Source organism: Rhodovulum sp. YNF3179 (genome assembly GCF_050586465.1).
Lineage (GTDB): Bacteria > Pseudomonadota > Alphaproteobacteria > Rhodobacterales > Rhodobacteraceae > CAJXYS01.
This window is the reverse complement of the sequence record NZ_JBOCEG010000006.1, coordinates 180,671-195,599: the sequence shown is the minus strand read 5'-3', so window position 1 is coordinate 195,599 and position 14,929 is coordinate 180,671. Positions and strand designations below refer to the sequence as shown.

Annotated in this window: 17 protein-coding genes; 1 reads left to right on the top strand and 16 read right to left on the bottom strand. The window is 71.2% G+C overall.

All coding sequences use genetic code 11. The annotated features are described in order from the left end of the window. From ACQ5SP_RS12620 to ruvC, 14 genes are all read right to left on the bottom strand, one after another. Window positions 1-591, bottom strand: coding sequence for an MOSC domain-containing protein (locus tag ACQ5SP_RS12620; RefSeq protein WP_430938738.1), 591 nt, complete (start codon window positions 589-591; stop codon window positions 1-3). Between the two features lie 141 nt (window positions 592-732). Continuing rightward, window positions 733-2,655: an ATP-dependent zinc metalloprotease FtsH gene (gene ftsH / locus ACQ5SP_RS12615; protein WP_430938737.1), complete on the bottom strand. Its 1,923-nt coding sequence runs from the start codon at window positions 2,653-2,655 to the stop codon at window positions 733-735. Window positions 2,656-2,738: 83 nt separating this feature from the next. After that, window positions 2,739-3,962, bottom strand: coding sequence for a tRNA lysidine(34) synthetase TilS (gene tilS / locus ACQ5SP_RS12610; protein WP_430938835.1), 1,224 nt, complete (start codon window positions 3,960-3,962; stop codon window positions 2,739-2,741). 32 nt (window positions 3,963-3,994) lie between these two features. After that, complete coding sequence (gene ybgF, locus ACQ5SP_RS12605; protein WP_430938736.1) at window positions 3,995-4,837, bottom strand: tol-pal system protein YbgF; 843 nt, start codon at window positions 4,835-4,837, stop codon at window positions 3,995-3,997. A 16-nt stretch (window positions 4,838-4,853) separates the two neighbouring features. Continuing rightward, the gene (pal, locus tag ACQ5SP_RS12600) at window positions 4,854-5,369 is read right to left on the bottom strand and encodes a peptidoglycan-associated lipoprotein Pal (RefSeq protein WP_430938735.1); all 516 of its coding nucleotides are present in this window, start codon (window positions 5,367-5,369) and stop codon (window positions 4,854-4,856) included. A gap of 75 nt (window positions 5,370-5,444) precedes the next feature. Then, complete coding sequence (gene tolB / locus ACQ5SP_RS12595) at window positions 5,445-6,785, bottom strand: Tol-Pal system beta propeller repeat protein TolB (protein ID WP_430938734.1); 1,341 nt, start codon at window positions 6,783-6,785, stop codon at window positions 5,445-5,447. Next, window positions 6,782-7,999 (bottom strand): hypothetical protein, encoded by a 1,218-nt coding sequence (locus ACQ5SP_RS12590; RefSeq protein ID WP_430938733.1) that lies wholly within the window; start codon window positions 7,997-7,999, stop codon window positions 6,782-6,784. The genes tolB and ACQ5SP_RS12590 overlap by 4 nt, the downstream gene beginning before the upstream one ends. A gap of 8 nt (window positions 8,000-8,007) precedes the next feature. Continuing rightward, the gene (tolR, locus tag ACQ5SP_RS12585) at window positions 8,008-8,484 is read right to left on the bottom strand and encodes a protein TolR (protein WP_430938732.1); all 477 of its coding nucleotides are present in this window, start codon (window positions 8,482-8,484) and stop codon (window positions 8,008-8,010) included. 1 nt (window position 8,485) lies between these two features. Then, window positions 8,486-9,181, bottom strand: coding sequence for a protein TolQ (gene tolQ / locus ACQ5SP_RS12580; protein ID WP_430938731.1), 696 nt, complete (start codon window positions 9,179-9,181; stop codon window positions 8,486-8,488). A gap of 108 nt (window positions 9,182-9,289) precedes the next feature. Beyond that, window positions 9,290-9,694, bottom strand: a complete 405-nt coding sequence (ybgC, locus tag ACQ5SP_RS12575; RefSeq protein WP_430938730.1) for a tol-pal system-associated acyl-CoA thioesterase — start codon at window positions 9,692-9,694, stop codon at window positions 9,290-9,292. Then, window positions 9,691-10,320: a hypothetical protein gene (locus tag ACQ5SP_RS12570; RefSeq protein WP_430938729.1), complete on the bottom strand. Its 630-nt coding sequence runs from the start codon at window positions 10,318-10,320 to the stop codon at window positions 9,691-9,693. Before ACQ5SP_RS12570 ends, ybgC begins: the two co-directional genes overlap by 4 nt. 132 nt (window positions 10,321-10,452) lie before the next feature. Next, window positions 10,453-11,472: a Holliday junction branch migration DNA helicase RuvB gene (gene ruvB, locus ACQ5SP_RS12565; RefSeq protein WP_430938728.1), complete on the bottom strand. Its 1,020-nt coding sequence runs from the start codon at window positions 11,470-11,472 to the stop codon at window positions 10,453-10,455. A 4-nt stretch (window positions 11,473-11,476) separates the two neighbouring features. Next, window positions 11,477-12,166, bottom strand: a complete 690-nt coding sequence (gene ruvA, locus ACQ5SP_RS12560) for a Holliday junction branch migration protein RuvA (RefSeq protein ID WP_430938727.1) — start codon at window positions 12,164-12,166, stop codon at window positions 11,477-11,479. Next, window positions 12,163-12,669 (bottom strand): crossover junction endodeoxyribonuclease RuvC, encoded by a 507-nt coding sequence (gene ruvC, locus ACQ5SP_RS12555; RefSeq protein ID WP_430938726.1) that lies wholly within the window; start codon window positions 12,667-12,669, stop codon window positions 12,163-12,165. The genes ruvA and ruvC overlap by 4 nt, the downstream gene beginning before the upstream one ends. 375 nt (window positions 12,670-13,044) lie before the next feature. Between ruvC and ACQ5SP_RS12550 the strand changes: the two genes are divergently transcribed. Further along, window positions 13,045-13,245: a DUF1127 domain-containing protein gene (locus tag ACQ5SP_RS12550; protein WP_430938725.1), complete on the top strand. Its 201-nt coding sequence runs from the start codon at window positions 13,045-13,047 to the stop codon at window positions 13,243-13,245. A 66-nt stretch (window positions 13,246-13,311) separates the two neighbouring features. On the opposite strand, the gene ACQ5SP_RS12545 is transcribed toward ACQ5SP_RS12550, so the two are convergent. Further along, entirely contained in the window at window positions 13,312-14,184 is an 873-nt protein-coding gene (locus ACQ5SP_RS12545; protein ID WP_430938724.1) for a 50S ribosomal protein L11 methyltransferase, read from the bottom strand. 54 nt (window positions 14,185-14,238) lie between these two features. Then, on the bottom strand, window positions 14,239-14,886 hold the full coding sequence (gene msrA / locus ACQ5SP_RS12540; protein WP_430938723.1) for a peptide-methionine (S)-S-oxide reductase MsrA: 648 nt from the start codon (window positions 14,884-14,886) through the stop codon (window positions 14,239-14,241). Window positions 14,887-14,929 lie beyond the last annotated feature (43 nt).

Here is a 14,929-nt window from a genome sequence, read left to right as displayed (position 1 = left end):
TCAGCCGGCGGGATCGTGCGGCCAGCGCGGCTGGTCCGGCACGAACAGCGCGACCCCGTCGCCGCGCGCCAGCGGCCCTTCGCGTTCGACCCAGGCGGTCACGCCGCGACGGCGCTGCGCGGCGGTCCGGAACGCCTTGCCCTTGCCCGGATGGTGACGCTCGATCACCTCGACCGGCAGGTGGCAGGGGCGGTTCTCCATGTCCACCGTCACCACCGCGCCCGAGGCGAGCCGCAGCCGCGCACCGGGCGGCACCAGGGTGAAGTCGGGGATGCCGGCGACCACCATCGAGGCGCCGAGCCAGGCCGGGTCCAGCCGGTCCAGCCCCATCCCGGCGGAGATGGCGTCGAGGTCTTCCTCGGACAGGATCGAGAGCTGCCGGGTGTTCCGGATCTCGGTCCCCTTGTCGTAGAGCATCGTGACCCGGCTGCAGGACGGCCGGGTCAGCCCGGCATGGGCCTCCCCCGCGATCCCGGCGAAGGTCAGCTCGGCCCGCTCCAGCGGTGCGGCGGCGAGGCTCGCGGTGCGGTCGGGCACCACCCCGATCCAGGTGACGCGGGCCGCGTGGCCCGTGGGGATCAACAGCGGCATCGGTGGCTCCTTTCCGGGATCCGGCCCAGACTGCCGCGCCGGTCCCGCCCCCGCAAGCCGAAAGCCCTGTCGGCCCGGCAAAGAAAAACCCCCGGGGCAGCGCGCCCCGGGGGTCTTCGTCACCTGCCGCCGGCCTCGGCGTCAGGTCGGTTCCGGCTCCGGCTCGAGGCCGCCGCCATCCGAGGATTTCGGCTTGTTGGTCTTCGGGATCGCCGTGACGCTCGGGGCGTTGCCGCTCGGCGGCAGGTCATCCTCGTCGCCGCCACGATTGAGCGGCTCGCCCTCGATCACCTTGCGGATCTCGTCACCGGTCAGGGTCTCGTATTCCAGAAGCCCCTGCGCCAGCCGCTCGAGATCGTCGCGTTTCTCGGTCAGGATCCGCTTGGCGGTCTCGTAGCCCTCGTCCACGATCTCCTTCACCTTGGCGTCGATGCGCTTCTGCATCTCCTCGGAGTGCTGCGCGCCGCCGCCATAGGCCCCGAGGAAGCTTTGCTGCTCGTTGGCGTAATCGACATAGCCCAGTTCCTCGGCAAAGCCGAACTGCGTCACCATGGCCCGCGCGATCTTGGACACCTGCTGGATGTCGGACGCCGCGCCGGAGGTCACGTTCTCCGGCCCGAAGACGAGCTCTTCGGCCACGCGCCCGCCCATCGCCATGGCGATCTTGGACTTGTACTTGGTCAGCGTGACCGACAGCTGATCCCGTTCGGGCAGCGACAGCACGAGCCCGAGCGCCCGGCCGCGCGGGATGATCGTGGCCTTGTGGATCGGGTCGTGCTGCGGCACGTTCATGCCGACGACCGCATGCCCGGCCTCGTGATAGGCGGTCAGCTTCTTCTCGTCCTCGGTCATGACCATCGACCGGCGCTCGGCGCCCATCATGACCTTGTCCTTGGCGTTCTCGAAATCCTCCATCGTCACGAAACGCCGCCCGGCCCGCGCGGCCATCAGCGCCGCCTCGTTCACGAGGTTGGCGAGATCGGCGCCCGAGAAGCCCGGCGTGCCGCGCGCGATGATGCGCAGGTCCACGTCGGGACCCAGCGGAACCTTGCGGGCGTGCACGCCGAGGATCTTCTCGCGGCCCTTGATGTCGGGGTTGGGCACCTGCACCTGGCGGTCGAACCGGCCCGGACGCAGCAGCGCGGGATCCAGCACGTCGGGGCGGTTGGTGGCCGCGACGATGATGATCCCCTCGTTGGCCTCGAAGCCGTCCATCTCGACCAGCAGCTGGTTCAGCGTCTGCTCGCGCTCGTCGTTGCCGCCGCCATAGCCGACGCCACGCGACCGGCCGACGGCGTCGATCTCGTCGATGAAGACGATGCAGGGCGCGTTCTTCTTGGCCTGTTCGAACATGTCGCGCACGCGGCTGGCGCCGACGCCCACGAACATTTCGACGAAGTCCGAGCCCGAGATGGTGAAGAACGGCACGCCGGCCTCGCCCGCGACGGCCCGTGCGAGCAGCGTCTTACCGGTGCCCGGCGGGCCTACCAGCAGCGCGCCTTTGGGGATCTTGCCGCCCAGGCGCGAGAACTTCTGCGGGTTGCGCAGGAATTCCACGATCTCTTCGAGGTCGTCCTTGGCCTCGTCGATGCCGGCGACGTCGTCGAAGGTGACGCGGCCATGCTTCTCCGTCAGGAGCTTGGCCTTGGACTTGCCGAAGCCCATGGCGCCACCGCGGCCGCCACCCTGCATGCGGTTCATGAAGAAGATCCAGATACCGATCAGGATCAGGAAGGGCAGCCAGAGCGAGAGGACCGAGAGGAACCCGGACTCTTCCTGCGGCTTGGCCTCGATCGCGACGCCGTTGTCCAGCAGCCGGTCGGTGACGTCCACCTCGGCGGGCTTGACGGTCATGAACTGGGTGCCGTCCGCGCCGCGGAAATAGACCTTCTCGCCGTCGAGCGTGGCGCTGGTGATGTCGCCGTCATCGACGCGTTCGATGAATTCTGAATAGGATACGCTTCGGGACGCCATGGTGGCCTGGTCGCCGCTGAACAGGTTGAACAGCGCCACGATCAGCAGGAACAGAACGACCCAAAAGGCAATATTTCGCGCGTTGCCCACGAAACTCTCCTCGATTTGGATTGGCCGGGTGTCGCGGGTGCGATCCCGGCCATGGGCCTAAAATAGAGATCGGGGGGCGTCTTTCAATGCGATAATATCGTTTCGAAGAAGGAGTCCGCCCCCGGTTCGAGCCGCGCCTGCCACCCTTCGGCCCGCCCGGCGAGCGGCGCGGCGACCAGTCGCGCGTCCCGCCAGACCGCCGGCGTGGCGGCCAATGCGCCGCGCGAGAGGCCCGTTTCGCGCCATCCGGGGCAGTCGGCCAGCCCCGCGATCCCCAGCGCCGCAACCCGCAGGTCCGGCGCGCCGGGGCCCGTGACGCGCCAGCGCCCGTCCCAGATCTCGCCCGGCCGCGCGGTCATGTCGCGGACCGCCGCGGGTTCGCGCCGGATGCAGAGATCGCCTGCCTCGGGGCGCAGTTCACAGCCATGCAGCGTGCCCGCCTGCCCCGCGACGGCATCCGAGAGCGCGCGTTCCAGCGCCCGGCGGCGCGGGCGGTAGCCCGCCGAGGCCACCCAGATCAGGGCGTGCGACACCAGCCGCAGGCGAATCTCCTCCGGCAGCGCGACGAGCCCCGCGCGGTCGATGCACACCGCGCCGGCGACAGTGACCCGGGCGATGGCCCGCGCCGCGTCCTGTGTCTCGGCCTCGAGCGCGGCCCGCGCCGTCGCCATGTGCCCGGCTGTTTCGGCCAGGCCCTCGGCGTCCAAGCCGAGCGGCGCCAGCGCTTCCAGTGCCCGCCGGGCCTTCACCCGGTCGAAGCGCGGATCCGCGTTGCTGGGATCTTCCGCCCAGGGCAGGTCCCTGTCCCGCAAAAGCGCGCGCAGCGCGGCGCGGCGCACCCCGAGCAGCGGGCGCAGCCAGACGATGCCGGCCGCGCGCCGGTGCCGCGCCATGCCCGAGAGCCCGTCCACCCCCGATCCGCGCGCAAGCCGCAGCAGCACGGTTTCGGCCTGGTCGTCCAGCGTATGGCCCAGGGCCACCGCCCCGAGCCCTTGCGTCCCGGCCCAGTCGGCGATCAGCGCGCGGCGCGCCCGGCGGGCGGCATCCTGCAGGTTGCCCTGCCCGTCCCAGCCCTGCCATCGCAGCGTCTCGTGCGGCAGGCCCAGCCGGGCGGCGCTGCGGGCGGCGAGCGCGGCTTCCTCCGCCGCCTCGGGGCGCAGGCCGTGATCGACCGTCACCGCCGACAGCGCGACGCCCCGCGGCCCGGCCCAGTCGGCCAGCAGCGCCATCAGCGCCACGGAGTCGCCCCCGCCCGACACGGCCACACCCAGCCGGCCGGGGGCGGGGCCACCCAGGCAGGCGGCCATGCTCTGTTCGAACTCTGCCGCCGAGGGGGGCGTCACTGGCAGCCGAATGCCCGCATCTGGGCGCGGGCCTCTTCGGCGGCGGCGCTGCCCGGATAGCGCGCCGGAACCTCGCCCAGCGTCAGGCAGGCTTCCTCGCGCTGGCCGATACGGTCGAGGCTGATCCCGAGCCGCAGCAGCGCCACCGGGGCCTTGTCGCCGTCCGGATCGCCGCTGAAACTGTCGAGATACGCGCGCGCGGCGCCGCTCCAGTCCTCGAGCGCGGCAAGCGCCTCGCCGCGCCAGAAATGCGCCGCGCCCGAGAGCGCGCCGCCCGGGTAGTTGGTGGTGAAATCCTGGAACTGCTCGGCCGCCGCCTGGAAGTCGCCGGCGTCATAGGCGGCGCGTGCCGCGTCGAAATCGGCCTGCTCGCCCATGGCGAGTTCCGGGGCGGCGCCATTGCCGCCGCCCGGCGCCGGCTCCGGGTCGATCCGGATCTCGTCGTCGGGCACGCCGCCCAGCGACGGCGTATCGCCGAGTTCGGCGATGTCGCAGTCCTCTTCCAGCTCGCAGAGCCGGAATTCCAGGTCGCCCACGCGATTGGTCCCGTCCTCGACGACGCTGCGGATCCGGTGGTCGAGCTCCTCCGCCCGCGCCGTCAGGCGGCGCAGTTCCGTCTCGAGGCTGTCGACGCGATCCAGGAGGCTGCTGCCGCCGGTCGCCACCGACGGGCCACCCGTGGTCGACAGCTCGCGCTTCAGGCGCTGGATCTCGACGTAGAGCACCGAGAGGTCCTGCCGGATATCGGCGAGGGTCTCGCCGCGCGCCTGCGCCCAGGCGCCCGTCGCGGGAAGCACCAGGGCCAAACAGGTGGCCAGCAAGAGGGCGGGACGGGTCATGCGGGCGCTCCGGGGATCAGCTGGAGGAGCCGGCCGAGATGACCGTCACCGCACGGCGGTTCTTGGAATAACACGCCTCGGTGGAGCAGATCTCGATCGGGCGCTCCTTGCCGTAGCTGACGGTCCGCAGACGTGCATCGGCGACGCCGCGCTCGACGATATAGTCGCGCACCGCGCTCGCCCGGCGCGCGCCGAGGGCGAGGTTGTATTCCCGCGTGCCCTGCTCGTCGGCATGGCCCTCGACGATGGCGCTGTATTCGGGATTGCGGATCAGCCAGTCGGCCTGGGCGTCCAGGGTCGCGCGCGCCTCGGCCGAGAGCGTGCTCTCGTCCACGGCGAAGAAGACGCGGTCACCGACGGTCTGGTTGAAATATTGCGGCGAGGCCGGGTCGTAGACGCCCATGCCCGCACCGGCGCCGGCGCCCGTGCCGCTGCCATAGCCGCTGCCGGCGCCGTCGCCGCGGAAACCGCCCGCACAGGCCGACAGGCCCATCGCGACGGCGAGGATCAGGAGAGTTCTGGGGGAAGTCATGGATGCGGTCCTTGTTTTTCGTCTTTGCTCGATTGGGGGCAGTCTAACAGGTCGCGGCCGCGCTGGAAACGCGGCTCACTCCAGCAGCGGCGACCAGTTCGGGTCCGATGCCGCGTTGGGCGTCGGGACGCGTTTGAGGTTCCGCCCCGATATGTCCACCGAGTAGAGCGCGGGCGCGCCCCCGGCCCCGGCGGTCTCGCGCGTGAACATCACCACCCGGCCGTTGGGCGCCCATGTCGGCCCTTCGTCGAGGAAGGAGGAGGTCAGCAGCCGTTCCTCGGAGCCATCGGTGCGCATCACGCCGATATGGAAGCGTCCCGCGTTCTGCTTGGTGAAGGCGATCATGTCGCCGCGCGGCGACCAGACCGGCGTGCCGTAGCGCCCCTTGCCGAAGCTGATGCGCCGTGCCTCGCCGCCCGAGGCGGACATGATGTAGAGCTGCTGGGTGCCGCTGCGGTCGGACTCGAACACGACGAAGCGGCCGTCGGGCGAAAAGCTCGGCGCCGTCTCGATCGCGGCCGAGCTCGTCAGCCTGCGCCGCTCGCCGGTGGCGAGATCCAGCGTGAAGATGTCGGTGTTGGCCCCGCGGTTGAGCGAGAACACCACCGTGCGCCCGTCCGGCGCGAAGCGCGGCGCGAAGCTCATCGTGCCCGGCTGGTCGTCGAGCGCGCGGCGCTGCACCGTGGTCACGTCGAGGATGTTGATCCGCGGGAAGCCGGTCTCGTAGGAGGTGTAGAGTACCCGCCGACCGTCCGGCGAGAACCGCGGCGCCAGCACGAGCGACTGGTCGCCCGTCAGGTACTGCATGTTCGCCCCGTCGTAATCCATCACCGCAAGGCGTTTGCGCCTGTCGTTCTTGGGCCCGGTCTCCGAGACGAAGACCACGCGGCTGTCGAAATACGGGGCCTCGCCGGTGATGCGGGAATAGACCGCGTCGGACACCTTGTGGGCCATGCGCCGCCAGGACCCGGTCGAGCCCTGGAACTGCAGCCCCTCGCCGAGCGGGGCCTCGGCGAAGACGTCGAAGAGCCGGAACTTCACCGTCAGCCGGCCGCCGGCGCCGGTCGCGACCGCCCCGGTGACGAGCGCCTGGGCGTTGATCGCCTTCCAGTCGGAGAACTGCACCGGCGAATCGAAGCTGGTCACGCGCGAGATATGGGCGTTTTCCGGGATTTCTCGAAACAGCCCGGTGCCCGCCAGGTCGGCCGCCACGACGTCGGCGATCTGCGCGGCCAGGTCGCGCGCGCGGCCGTCCTCGGCCACGAAATCGGGCACGGCGAAAGGCAAGGGCTCGATCACGCCCTCGGTGATCTCGATCCTGAGCGGGCCGTCGCGCCCCTGCGCCTGCGCGCCGGGGCCGGCCACGGCGAGGGTCGAGAGCGCCAGCGCCAGGAGATATGTCGCGAGATGTCTCATCGGGTCCGCATCCTCTCAGGATTGAATGTCATTTCTATATCACGCCACTGATCGTATTTCTCGGGGGGCAGGCCGTAGCCGTCCCGGCCGCAGCGGATAATGGCGCGGCGCGCGGCCTCGTAGGCCTGCTGGGCGGCACCGCCCGAGCCCCCGGTCGCGGAAATCTGGCGGATGCTGTCGGCGATCGGCAGCCCGTCGGGCGACATGCTGACGCCGACGGTCACGACGACCCGCTGCGCCGCCGAAGAGAGCGACCCGAGGTTCCAGCAGTCCTGCACCGCCACGCGCAGCGCTTCGCGCTCACCCCCGGTCAGCGGCGGGCCGCTGCGCGCGGCGGGCTGGCCGTCCGGCGGCGTGTCGTTCGCCATGTCGGCGGCGATGGCGGCGGCGATGGCGTCCTCGGGGCTCTCTTCCTCGGGGGGCGGGTCGGGCTCTGCCGCGGTGGTTTCGGTGTCCGGCTCCGGGTCGGGCGACGGCGCCGGGCGGTCCGGCCGCGCCCGCGGGCGCGCCGTGCGCAGCGGCGCGGTCGCCCGGTCGGCCTCGCCTTCCTCCGCCTCGGTGACGATCTCGGTCGCCGCCGCCTCCGGCGCGGCCTCGGTCCGGGGCTCCGCCGTGGCGGCGGCCTCGGCCTCGGGGTCGGGCGCGGTGGCCTCGGTGGCTTGCTCCGCGCGGGCCACGTCGGGGTCCGGCGCGGGCGTCGCCTCGGGCGCGACGCGCTCGGCCGGGCGCGGCGCGGCGGTTTCCAGCGCGGGCGGCTGCGGCCGGTCGAGCCCCTCGCGATCCTGCGCGGCCACCGGCGCGTCGGGCGCGGGGGCGGGCGGCAGGCTGTCCTCGGACGCGGGCGGCACCGGCGCGGGCGGCGGCGTATCGTCGGCCTCGGCCTCGGCGCGGGCGCGGGCGCCGCTCATGTCTGGTTCGGCCTCGGCGGGCTGTGGCGGCGCGGGGGCCACCACCTCGGGGCGTTGGGGGGCGCTCTCGGCCCCGGGCACGGCCGGCGCCTCGGCGGCGACCTCCGGCGTTTCGGGCGCGGGCAGCACGGTTTCGGCCTCGGGCGCATCCGAGACCAGCGCGGCGAATTCCGACTCGCTCAGGATCGAGACGTCGGAGACCTGCATGTCCGCGGGCGGCGGCGCACGGAACAGGGTTCCGCCGAGAAGCACCCAGAGGATCGCGCCCAGATGAAGCGCCCCGGAGATCTTGACGCCGGTTTGCATGCCAGGCCTCAGCCGTCCCGCCCGTCGAGCGTCGGCCCGCCCGACTCCGTCACCAGCCCGATATTGCGGAAGCCCCCGGCGTTGAGCGCGCCCATCACCTGCATCACCGCGTCATAGGGGATGGCCCCGTCGGCGCGCAGGAAGAGCTTGTCGTCCGCGCGCTCGGCCTGCACGGCGCGCAGCTTGGGGATCAGCTCGTCGCGGGCGATCTCGGTCGATTGCAGCAACAGCCGGCCGTCCGCGGTCAGGGTGACCGTCAGCGGCTCCTGGTCCTCGGTCGGCAACGGGGTCGCCGCCGTCTCGGGCAGCTGCACCGGCACGCCGACGGTCAGCAGCGGCGCGGCCACCATGAAGATGATCAGCAGCACCAGCATCACGTCCACGAAGGGCGTGACGTTGATCTCCGACATCGGCTTGGCGCGGCGCGCCCGGCGCCGTCCCTGTCGACCGCCGCCGCCGCCCTTGTCCATGACCCCCGCGCCCATCTCAGCCCTCCAGCTGGCGCGAGAGGATGGTGGCGAACTCGTCGGCGAAGGCCTCGTATTCGGAGGTGATCCGCTCTGCGTCGCTCGAGAGCTTGTTGTAGAAGATCACCGCCGGGATCGCCGCGAAGAGACCCAGCGCCGTGGCGACCAGCGCCTCGGCGATGCCGGGGGCCACGACCGCGAGGCTGGTGTTCTGCTGCAGCGCGATCTCCTCGAAGGCGTGCTTGATCCCCCAGACCGTGCCGAAGAGCCCGATGAAGGGCGCGGTGGCGCCGACCGTGGCCAGCACCGTCAGCCCGCCGTTCAGCCGGTCGCTCTCGCGGCCGATGGCCACGTCCATCGACCGGTCGATCCGCGACTGCGCACCGGCGATCAGGGCGCCATCGCGGCGGTGCGAACGGTTCCATTCGGTCATGCCGGCAAAGAAGATCTTTTCCGGGGCGCTGCGCGGCACCTCGCCGATCTGATCGTAGAGTTCGTCGAGCGGCTCGCCCGACCAGAAGGCCTTGTCGAACTCGGCGGTCTCCTGGCGCGCGGCGCGGTAGTTGATGAATTTCTGGATGACGATCGCCCAGACCCAGAAAGAGGCCAGGACGAGCGCGATCATCACGAGCTTCACGGTGAAGGTGGCGCGCCAGAACAGCGCGGCCAGCGAGAAATCGACCGCCTGTGCGGCCGCGAGGGCTTCGGTTTCCATGGACCTGCTCTTTTTCGTCCGTGCGCCGCCTGCTGCGACTGTTCTTTTCAAAGGCCAAAATAGCCGTTTTCCAAGCGGATTGCCAACAAACTCGGCGTGATCGGACGATTATCGCGCGGCCGCGCCCAGCGCTCGGCGAATATCCGCTGGCAGCCGGGCCGGGCGCCCGGTCTCGGCGAGCGCGACGAGCGTCACCCCGGCGGCGAAGAGCCGCTCCCCGGCGCGCAGCACGTCCTGTTCGAGGACGATCCGCGCCGGCGAGAGCGCGGCCAGACGCGTCTCGACCGTCAGCAGGTCGTCGAAACGCGCGGGGCGCAGGTAGTCGGCCACGACCCGGCGCACCGCGAAGACGATCCCGCTCTCGGCCTTCAGCCGCCCCTGGTCGATGCCCAACCCGCGCACCCATTCGGTGCGGGCGCGTTCGATGAACTTGAGGTAGTTGGCATAATACACGATGCCCGCGAGGTCGGTGTCCTCGTAATAGACCCTCAGATCGAAGCGATGGGGCGTCATCGCATCGCCCCCAGCCGGGCCGCGAGGCGCAGCGCATGCGCCGGGTCGGTCGTGGCCGCAGGCATCACCGGGTCGTAGGCCGCGCGGATCACACCGGCGATCCCGGGCTTCAGCAGCGCCGGTCCGCCGGGTTCCGCCTGCCCCAGCGGGCCCTGCGCGGCAAAGGCGCGGTCCGACCAGGTCAGCATCACCTGGACCGCCTCGCCGAGCGCCAGGGTCTCGGCGGGCATCCCGGCGACGGCGTCGTCGACGCGGATGAAGACGAAACAGGCCCTGATCGCCCCATCGGCATCGAAGCGGAACAGCCTGTAGTTGGTCGCCCCGCCGGCATCGAGACGGGCGACAAGCGGGCCCAGCCCTGGCACCAGCCGGTCCAGGTCCGGCACCGCTGTGAGCTCGTTCCAGTCGCGCAGGAAGAAGACCATCAGGTTGACGCCGAGCTCGGGATCCGTCTCGGCCATGCCGTGCCCGGCCAGCGCCACCACCGCCTCGAGCGCGCCCTTGAGCGCGGCGACCGTGGCGTCCTCGACCCCGAAGACCACGGGCGCAATCGGCCTGCCCCAGCGCGCGAAGCCGTAGCGCCCGTCAGAGCCGGTGAAGAGCGTTTCGATCTCGTCCGGCGTCATCGCCAGCCTCCCCGCCTGCCGGGAGGGGGCTTTCCGCCCCCTCGCCCCGGACGCCCGTCCGGGGCTCACCCCCGAGGATATTTCCACCACCTGGACGCGGCATAGACCGCCGGGGCGCGGCCCGCAACCGCTCTAGAGATCGAGCAGGTCGCCCCGCCGCGGCGGCTCGAGGCCGAGATGCGCCCAGGCCTTCGCCGCAAGCATCCGGCCGCGCGGCGTGCGCTGCACCAGCCCCTGCTGCAGAAGGTAGGGCTCGATCACCTCCTCGATGGCGTCCCGGCTTTCCGAGAGCGCGGCCGCCAGCGTCTCGACGCCGACCGGGCCGCCGCCGTAATGCTCGGCCATGAGCCTGAGATAGCGCCGGTCCGCCCCGTCGAGCCCCAGCGCGTCGACGCCGAGCCGCGTCAGGGCGCGGTCGGCCAGGGCCTGCGTCACGGTGCCGTCGCCCTCGACGACGGCGAAATCCACCACCCGGCGCAACAGCCGGCCCGCGATCCGCGGCGTGCCGCGGGCGCGGCGGGCGATTTCCCAGGCGCCCTCGGGCGCGGGATCGGCGCCGAGCAGCCGGGCGCCGCGCGTGACGATCTCGTGCAGCTCCTCGGGGCTGTAGAATTCCAGCCGCGTTGGGATGCCGAAACGGTCGCGGAGCGGCGTGGTCAGCAGCCCGAGCCGCGTCGTGGCGCCGACCAGCGTGAAGGGCTGCAACTCGATCCGCACCGTGCGCGCGGCCGGCCCCTCGCCGATCACGAGATCGAGCTCGAAATCCTCCATCGCCGGGTAGAGCACCTCTTCGACGGTCGGGTTGAGGCGATGGATCTCGTCGATGAAGAGCACGTCGCGCGCCTCGAGATTCGTGAGGATCGCCGCGAGATCCCCGGCCTTGGCCAGAACCGGGCCCGAGGTCATGCGGAAGTTCACGCCGAGCTCGCGCGCCATGATCTGGGCCAGCGTGGTCTTGCCCAGGCCCGGCGGGCCGAAGAAGAGGGTGTGATCCATCGCCTCGCCACGGCGGCGGGCGCTTTCGACGAAAACGCGCAGGTTCGCGCGGGCCTCGGCCTGGCCGATGAAGGCCTCGAGCGTCTGCGGGCGAAGCGCGCGATCCGCATCCTCGGGGCGCGGCTCGGGGCGGAGGGTCGGGTCGGGCTCGGTCATGTGCTCAGCCCTTCGGAGCCAGCAGTTTCAGCGCGGCACGGATCACCGCGGCGGTGTCGGCCTCGGGGGCGTCGCCGGCGGCGGTCGCGACGGCGGAGGCGGCCTCGCCCTGGCTATAGCCCAGATTGACCAGCGCCGACAGGGCCTCGGCCTGCGCGGCACCGCGTCCCGGCGCGGCGGGGGCGGCCGGGGCCGGCTCCGGGGCGACGTCGCCGGGGTCGAGAACGGCGGCCGCGCCGGACCCACCGGCCGGCGCCTGCGGGCGCGTGACGGTCGCGCCGAGCGCCATGACCTGCGGAGCCTTGTCCTTCAGCTCGTTGACCACGCGCTGCGCGATCTTGGGGCCCACCCCGGGCGCGGCCTTGATCGCCGCCCAGTCCCCCAGCGCGATGGCGCGGCTGACCCCGTCGGGGCCGAGCGTGCCAAGGATGGCCATCGAGGCCTTCGCGCCCACGCCCTGCACGGTCGTCAGCAGCCGGTGCCATTCGCGTTCCTGCAGGGTGGTGAAGCCGTAGAGCTGCAAAAGGTCCTCGCGCACGAGAAGGTCGGTGTAAAGCGCCGCCGCCTCGCCCGGACCGGGCAGGGCGGCAAGGGTGCGGTCGGAACAATGGATGACATAGCCGACCCCGCGCACGTCGATCAGCACGTGATCGGCGCCGCGGTAGTCGACGATCCCCGCGATCCGCCCGATCATGCGCCGGCCCTCGCAAGCGCCGCGTCCAGCCGTCCGGCGCTTTGCATGTATTGCGCGTGGCAGAGCGCCACGGCCAGCGCGTCGGCCGCGTCCGGGCCCGCCGGGACCGCGCCGGGCAAAAGCAGGCGGACCATGTGCTCGACCTGGCGCTTCTCGGCATGGCCGACGCCGACCACGACCTTCTTGACGGAGTTCGGGGAATATTCCGCGACGTCCAGCCCGGCCTGGGCCGGCACCAGCAGCGCGATGCCGCGTGCCTGGCCAAGCTTCAGCGTGCCCGCCCCGTCGCGGTTGACGAAGGTCTTTTCCACCGCCGCCATGTCGGGGGCATGGGTCCGGCAGACCTCGGTCAGTTGCTCATAGAGGCTCAGGAGGCGCGCGGCGAGTTCCTTGCCCTCGGATTTGCAGACGCCGTTGGCGCGGTGGATCACCTTGCTGCCCGAGGTTTCCACGAGTCCCCATCCGAGAACCCGTAATCCGGGGTCGATGCCCAAGATGCGCATGGCCTGTCCCTGCCCTTGTCCTTTTCAAAACGCCTAGCACGAAACGCGAACATTGGCCAGCGCCGCGTCGCGGCGGGGCCGGCTGCGACCTTTCGGCCACAGCGGGCGCGAAATCGTTTTCCGGCGCCTTCGGGCCGGCGCCGGACCCAGTCGCCGGGGCCGACCGGAACCATGGTCGAATCGCGACGAAACCGGGTCTGAAAGCGACAGTTTTATCCGGAATTTTTGAATATTTTTCATGACTTTAGCCGGAAAACGAACCCATGCGAAAAACGCATGGAAGCCATGCAAAACGCGCGATTGCGCGGGCGCGAAAACGATCCTAGATGCCGGTTCAGAAACACAGCGTCACCCCGTGCCAGAAGGATCGATATCATGGCCGTCTTCGAAACAACCCGCTCGATCAGCGAAGGTGCGTCGATCTTCAACCGCGCCGCCTCCGTTGCCTACCACATCGTCGGTGCCGTCTCCGACTGGAACGCCAAGCGCGCCACGCGCAACGCGCTCTCCAAGCTCAGCGACCGCGAGCTGGACGACATCGGTCTCGTGCGCGGCGATCTCGAGAACCTGCGCTGAGCGCAGCCGAGCGCCCCAGGGCTTCAGGGCCGCTCCCGGAAACGGGGGCGGCCTTTTTTCATGCCGTCACGCGGCGCGGCGCAGCGTGAGCGTCGTCCATTCGCCGATCACCTCGCGGGCGGTCTCGGCAAAGCCCTCGGCGGCGTAGGCGGCGGCGACCGCGTCGGCCTGTTCATTGAGGATCCCCGACAGGATCGCCGCCCCGCCCGGCGCCACCGCGCGGGCCATGTCCGGGGCCAGCGCGACCAGCGGACCCTTGAGAATATTGGCGAAGACAAGGTCGAAGGGCGCGGCGTCGGCCAGGCGCGGGTGATCGAAGCCCGCCGCCTCGATGCAGGTGACCCGGCCCGTCATGGCATTGGCGGCGAGATTCGCCTCGGCCACCTCGACGGCCACGGGGTCGATGTCGCTGGCGATGACCGGCACCGGCCAGATCCGTGCCGCGGCCATCGCCAGCACCGCCGTGCCGCAGCCGATATCGGCGACGGCCCGCGGCGCGAGGCCGGCCCCGATCAACCGGTCGAGCGCGCGCAGGCATCCCTGCGTGGTGCCGTGGTGACCGGTGCCGAAGGCCATCGCCGCCTCGATCAGCAGCGCGACGCAGCCCTCCGGCACCTTGTCGGAATCGTGGCTGCCATGGACGAAAAAGCGCCCGGCCTCGACCGGGGCGAGTTCGCGGCGCACCTTGGCGACCCAGTCGGTTTCCGGCAGCTCGGACACGGCGAAGGGCGCGGCCCCGAACGCCGCCGCCAGCAGCGCCAGTGCGGCCGCGTCCGGTGCTTGCGCGAAATACCCGCCGACCTCCCAGAGCCCGGACCCGTCCTCGATCTCGAAGACGCCGACGCCCGTCGGTTCCGGATCGAGCCGCTCCATCGCGGCGCCGAGATCCTCGGCCGCGGGTTTGCCGGGAAGGGTCGTGAAGGCGGTGAAGGTGGGCATGGGCGGCGTCCTCTGCGTCGGGTCAGACGCGGATAGGCAAGCCGCCCGCGCCCGTCAAGCCGGCAGGCCGATGGGACAACTGACGCCGGTGCCGCCGATCCCGCAATAGCCCGACGGGTTCTTGGCAAGGTATTGCTGGTGATAGTCCTCGGCGTAGTAGAAGACCGGGGCACCCAGGATCTCGGTGGTGATCGGCCCGTAGCCCGACGCCGAGAGCCGCGCGGCATAGGCGTCGCGGCTGGTCTCGGCCGCCGCCTTCTGCGCCTCGGTGTAGGTATAGATCCCGGATCGGTACTGCGTGCCCACGTCATTGCCCTGGCGCATGCCCTGGGTCGGATCATGCCCCTCCCAGAACCGGCGCAGCAGGTCTTCGTAAGACAGCGCGGCCGGGTCGTAGACCACCCGCACCACCTCGTTGTGGCCGGTCTGGCCGGTGCAGACCTCCTGGTAGGTGGGGTTGGGCGTGGTCCCGCCGGCATAGCCCGCCATCGTCAGCCAGACGCCCGGCACCTGCCAGAAGATCCGCTCGACGCCCCAGAAGCAGCCCATGCCGAACATCGCCTCTGCCATGCCCTCCGGCACCGGCGCCTTCAGCGGGCGGCCGGTCACGAAATGGGTCTCGGCGGTCTGGATCGGGCGGTCGCGGCCCGGCAGCGCCCGGTCGGCGGCGGGCATCTCGGTTTTCTTGCGGCCAAAGAACATCGCGCGCTCCTTTTTCTCTGTCCCTCTATATGGAGGCGCCGCG